Here is a 4,263-nt window from a genome sequence, read left to right as displayed (position 1 = left end):
CCGTACAGCAGCAGGCCGGACGACAGGGCGCCGAGGACGAAATACTTCAGCCCCGCCTCGGAAGCCTTCAGGTCGTCGCGGTGGTAGGCGGCCAGCACATAGAGCGCCAGCGAGTGCAGCTCTACGCCGACGTAGAGCGAGATCAGGTCGCCGGACGACGCCATCATGCCCATGCCGGCCGAGGCCAGGACGATCAGGACGGGATATTCGAACCGGGCGATGCGCTCCCGATGCATCCAGCCGCCGCCGAGCACGATGGCCACGGCGCTGGACAGGAAGATCACGGCCTTGCCGTAAACCGCCAGCGGGTCTGCGACATAGGCGCCGTTGAAGGCTTGCCCCAGCGGGCCGGTCACCGTGACGGCGGTCGCCGCGACCAGCAGCGCCACCGACAGGATCGAGACCAACTTCGCGCTCTTCTCGCCCATGAAGGCGCCGAGCATCAGCAGGACCAGACCGCCGACCGCGAGGGTGCTTTCGGGAGCCGAAAGGCGAAGCGCGAAATCGAGACCTGTTTCGGGGGACATGGGCATCATGGTCTCACCCGCCGGTCGCAGATTGATAGGCGGCGGTCAGGGCCTCGACCGAGGCGGCGGTGTAGTCGAGCACCAGCCCGGGCTGAACGCCCAGCCACAGGGTGCCGATGATAAGGGGCGCGAAGATCAGCAGTTCGCGCTTGTCGATGTCGGTGATGGCCTTCAGAGCCGGATTGACGATCTCGCCGAACATGACGTTGCGGTACAGGGTGAGGGCGTAGACCGCCGAGAAGATCACGCCCGAGGCGGCGAACAGGGCGGTCCAGGTCGAGACCTGATAGACGCCCGTCATGGTCAGTATCTCGCCGATGAAGCCGGAGGTGCCGGGCAGGCCCACGTTGGCCATGGTGAACAGCAGAAAGATGGCCGCGAACCACGGCATCCGGCTGGTCAGGCCGCCGTAGAAGGCGATCTCGCGGGTGTGCATTCGGTCATAGACCACGCCGACGCAGAGGAAGAGCGCCCCCGATATCAGGCCGTGGCTCAGCATCTGGAACACCGCCCCCTGCACGCCCTGATCATTGCCGGCGAAGATGCCCATGGTCACGAAGCCCATGTGCGCCACCGACGAATAGGCGATCAGCTTCTTGATGTCGGTCTGCCGGAAGGCGACCAGCGAGGTGTAGACGATGGCGATGGCCGACAGGGCGAACACCAGCGGCGCGAAGGTGCGCGAGGCGTCCGGGAACATCGGCAGGTTGAACAGCAGGAAGCCGTAGCCGCCCAGCTTCAGCAGGATGCCAGCCAGGATGACGGAGCCCGCCGTCGGGGCCTGAACGTGAGCGTCGGGCAGCCAGGTGTGCACGGGCCACATCGGCATCTTGACCGCGAACGAGGCGAAGAAGGCGAGCCACAACAGGGGCTGCACCGTCGGGCTGAAGGCGTAGTCCTTGAGCGCCGGTATGCTGGTGGTCCCGGTCTCGGCGGCCATCCACAGCATGGCCAGCAGCATCAGCACCGACCCAAGCAGGGTGTAGAGGAAGAATTTGTACGAGGCGTAGATCCGGTTCGCGCCGCCCCACACGCCGATGATGATGAACATCGGCACCAGGGTGCCTTCGAAGAAGATGTAGAACAGGAACAGGTCCAGCGAGGTGAACACGCCGATCACCAGCGTCTCGAGCACCAGGAAGGCGATCATGTAGTCGACCACCCGCTCCTTGATCGTGTGCCAGCTGGCCACGATGCAGATCGGCATCAGGAAGGCGGTCAGCAGGACGAACAGGATCGAGATGCCGTCCACGCCCATGTGGTACTGCGCGCCCGCGAACCAGACGTAGCGTTCGACGAACTGATAGGCGGCGCTCGACGGATCGAAGGTCGCCACCAGCACGGCGGACACGGCCAGGGCGACCAGCGTTGTCGCCAGCGCGATCCACCGCGCCGCGCCGTCGGCCGAGCCCTTGCCCAGCAGGCGGGCGAGCACGATCAGCCCCGCGCCGACCAGCGGCAGGAAGGTCAGCACGCTCAGAATGAAGGGGATCTGGGGCAAGATCAGGCTCCCCACGTGTAGATGGCGAAGGCGAGGAAGCCGGCCACGCCCAGCAGCATCACGAAGGCGTAGTGGTAGACATAGCCGGACTGGATCTTGGCCAGCCGCGCCGCCGACTTGAGCGATGCCCAGGCCGCGCCGTTCGGGCCCAGCCCGTCGATGATCCGCACGTCGCCCACTTTCCAGAACAGGTCGCCGAGCCCCTTGGCCCCGCGCACGAAGACCGCGTCGTACAGCTCGTCGAAGAACCACTTGTTGTAGAGGAAGCTGTGCACCACACCGCCCCGGTCGGCCATCCGGCGGGCCATGCCTTCCTTGAGGACATAGAGCCAGAAGGCGAAGGCGGTGCCGATCAGCGACAGGATCAGAGGCGACCAGACCACCCAGGTCGGAACCTCGTGAGCGTCGTGCAGGACGTGGTTCGAAGGGCCGTTGAAGATGGCGCCGCGCCAGAACTCGTTCTCGTGGTGGCCTGTGAAGAACGGCTCGAACATGAAGCCGGCGCCGATCGCTCCGATCGACAGCAGCAGCAGCGGCACGAGCATGATCCACGGGCTCTCGTGCGGCTTCAGCGGGCCGTGATGGTGGTGATCGTCATGCGCATGGGCGTGATCGTCACCGTCGGCCAAAGGCTCGGAGTGCGTCTCGAGCTGGGCGTGCGTCGCGTGGTCGTCCGCGTGATGGGCGTCGCCCTCTTCCTTCCACACCGGCTTGTTGTGGAAGGTCATGAAGATCAGCCGCCACGAATAGTAGGCGGTCAGCCCTGCGGCCAGCACCCCGACGAAGAAGGCGAACAGTCCCATTGGGGAGTGGTTCGAGGCCGCCGCCGCGAAGGCGCTCTCGATGACGATGTCCTTGGAATAGAAGCCCGCGAACCCGCCGACCCCGGGGATGCCGAGGCCGGTGATCGCGATCGTGCCGATCATCATTACGGCGTAGGTGACGGGCAGCAGCTTCGCCAGGCCGCCCATCTTCCGCATATCCTGCTCGTGGTGCATCCCGTGGATCACCGAGCCGGCGCCGAGGAACAGCAGGGCCTTGAAGAAGGCGTGGGTGAACAGGTGGAACATGGCCGCCTCATAGGCGCCCACGCCCGCGGCGAAGAACATGTAGCCGAGCTGCGAACAGGTCGAATAGGCGATGACCCGCTTGATGTCGTTCTGGGCCAGACCGACGGTCGCGGCGAACAGCGCGGTCACCGCGCCAGTCAGGGCGATGATCGAGGCCGCGACCGGCGCGTATTCATAGATCGGAGACAGCAGGCAGACCATGTAGACGCCCGCCGTCACCATGGTCGCGGCGTGGATCAGGGCCGACACCGGCGTCGGGCCCTCCATCGCGTCAGGCAGCCAGGTGTGAAGGAAGAACTGGGCCGACTTGCCCATGGCGCCAATGAACAGCAGGAAGCCGGCCAGATCGAGCGCCGACCAGGTGTGGCCAAGGAATTCCCAGCCGGTGTTGGCGCGTCCGGCGATCATCGGGAACAGCTCGTCGAACTGGATCGTTCCGAACATCCAGAACACTGTGAAGATGCCGAGGGCGAAGCCGAAGTCGCCGACCCGATTGACCACGAAGGCCTTGATCGCGGCGGCCGAGGCGGTGGCCTTCTTGTACCAGAAGCCGATCAGCAGATAGGACGCCAGCCCCACCCCTTCCCAGCCGAAGAACAGCTGCATGAAGTCAGCGGCGGTGACCAGCGCCAGCATGGCGAAGGTGAACAGCGACAGATAGGCGAAGAACCGCGGCTTGTCGGGATCCTCGGCCATATAGCCCCAGGAATACAGGTGCACGAGCGACGAGACGGTCGTCACCACCACCAGCATCACGGCGGACAGGCCGTCCACGCGTATGGCCCAGTTCGACTGGAAGTCGCCAACGTTGATGAACGGCGCCAAGGTGACGGTGAACGGCTCGAGCCCACCCCAAGTCCACTGGCCGAATACGATCCAGGCGACGGCGCAGGAAACGAACAGCAGGCCCGTGGTGACGGCTTGAGAGGCGACGTTGCCGATCCGGCGGCCGGTCAGGCCGGCCACGATCGCGCCCAGCAGCGGGGCGAAGACGCCGAGAGTGACGAGGGTCTCGATATTCACGGTCAGCCCTTCATCACGCTGGCGTCGTCAACCGCGATGTCGCCGCGGTTGCGGAAGAAGGTCACCAGAATGGCCAGGCCGACGGCCGCTTCCGCGGCCGCGACGGTCAGGACGAACATCGCCATGATCTGCCCCTGCACGT

The 4,263-nt window shown here is 65.3% G+C and carries 4 protein-coding genes; all 4 read right to left on the bottom strand.

Features of this window, described 5'->3' with window-relative positions; translation table 11 throughout:
* Positions 1–533 (bottom strand): proton-conducting transporter membrane subunit (locus VGB60_RS05515; RefSeq protein ID WP_331037262.1); only part of this gene is annotated, 533 nt, incomplete at its 3' end.
* Positions 534–540: 7 nt separating this feature from the next.
* Positions 541–2,019: an NADH-quinone oxidoreductase subunit M gene (locus VGB60_RS05510; protein ID WP_331037264.1), complete on the bottom strand. Its 1,479-nt coding sequence runs from the start codon at positions 2,017–2,019 to the stop codon at positions 541–543.
* A gap of 11 nt (positions 2,020–2,030) precedes the next feature.
* Positions 2,031–4,121 carry an NADH-quinone oxidoreductase subunit L gene (gene nuoL / locus VGB60_RS05505; RefSeq protein ID WP_331037261.1) on the bottom strand — a complete coding sequence of 697 codons (2,091 nt, stop codon included), beginning with the start codon at positions 4,119–4,121 and terminating at the stop codon, positions 2,031–2,033.
* 2 nt (positions 4,122–4,123) lie between these two features.
* On the bottom strand, positions 4,124–4,263 hold a 140-nt coding region (locus VGB60_RS05500; RefSeq protein WP_331037263.1), incomplete at its 5' end, for an NADH-quinone oxidoreductase subunit K.

This window comes from Brevundimonas sp. (assembly GCF_036399195.1).
Taxonomy (GTDB): domain Bacteria; phylum Pseudomonadota; class Alphaproteobacteria; order Caulobacterales; family Caulobacteraceae; genus Brevundimonas.
This window is presented reverse-complemented; position numbering and strand designations above follow the sequence as displayed.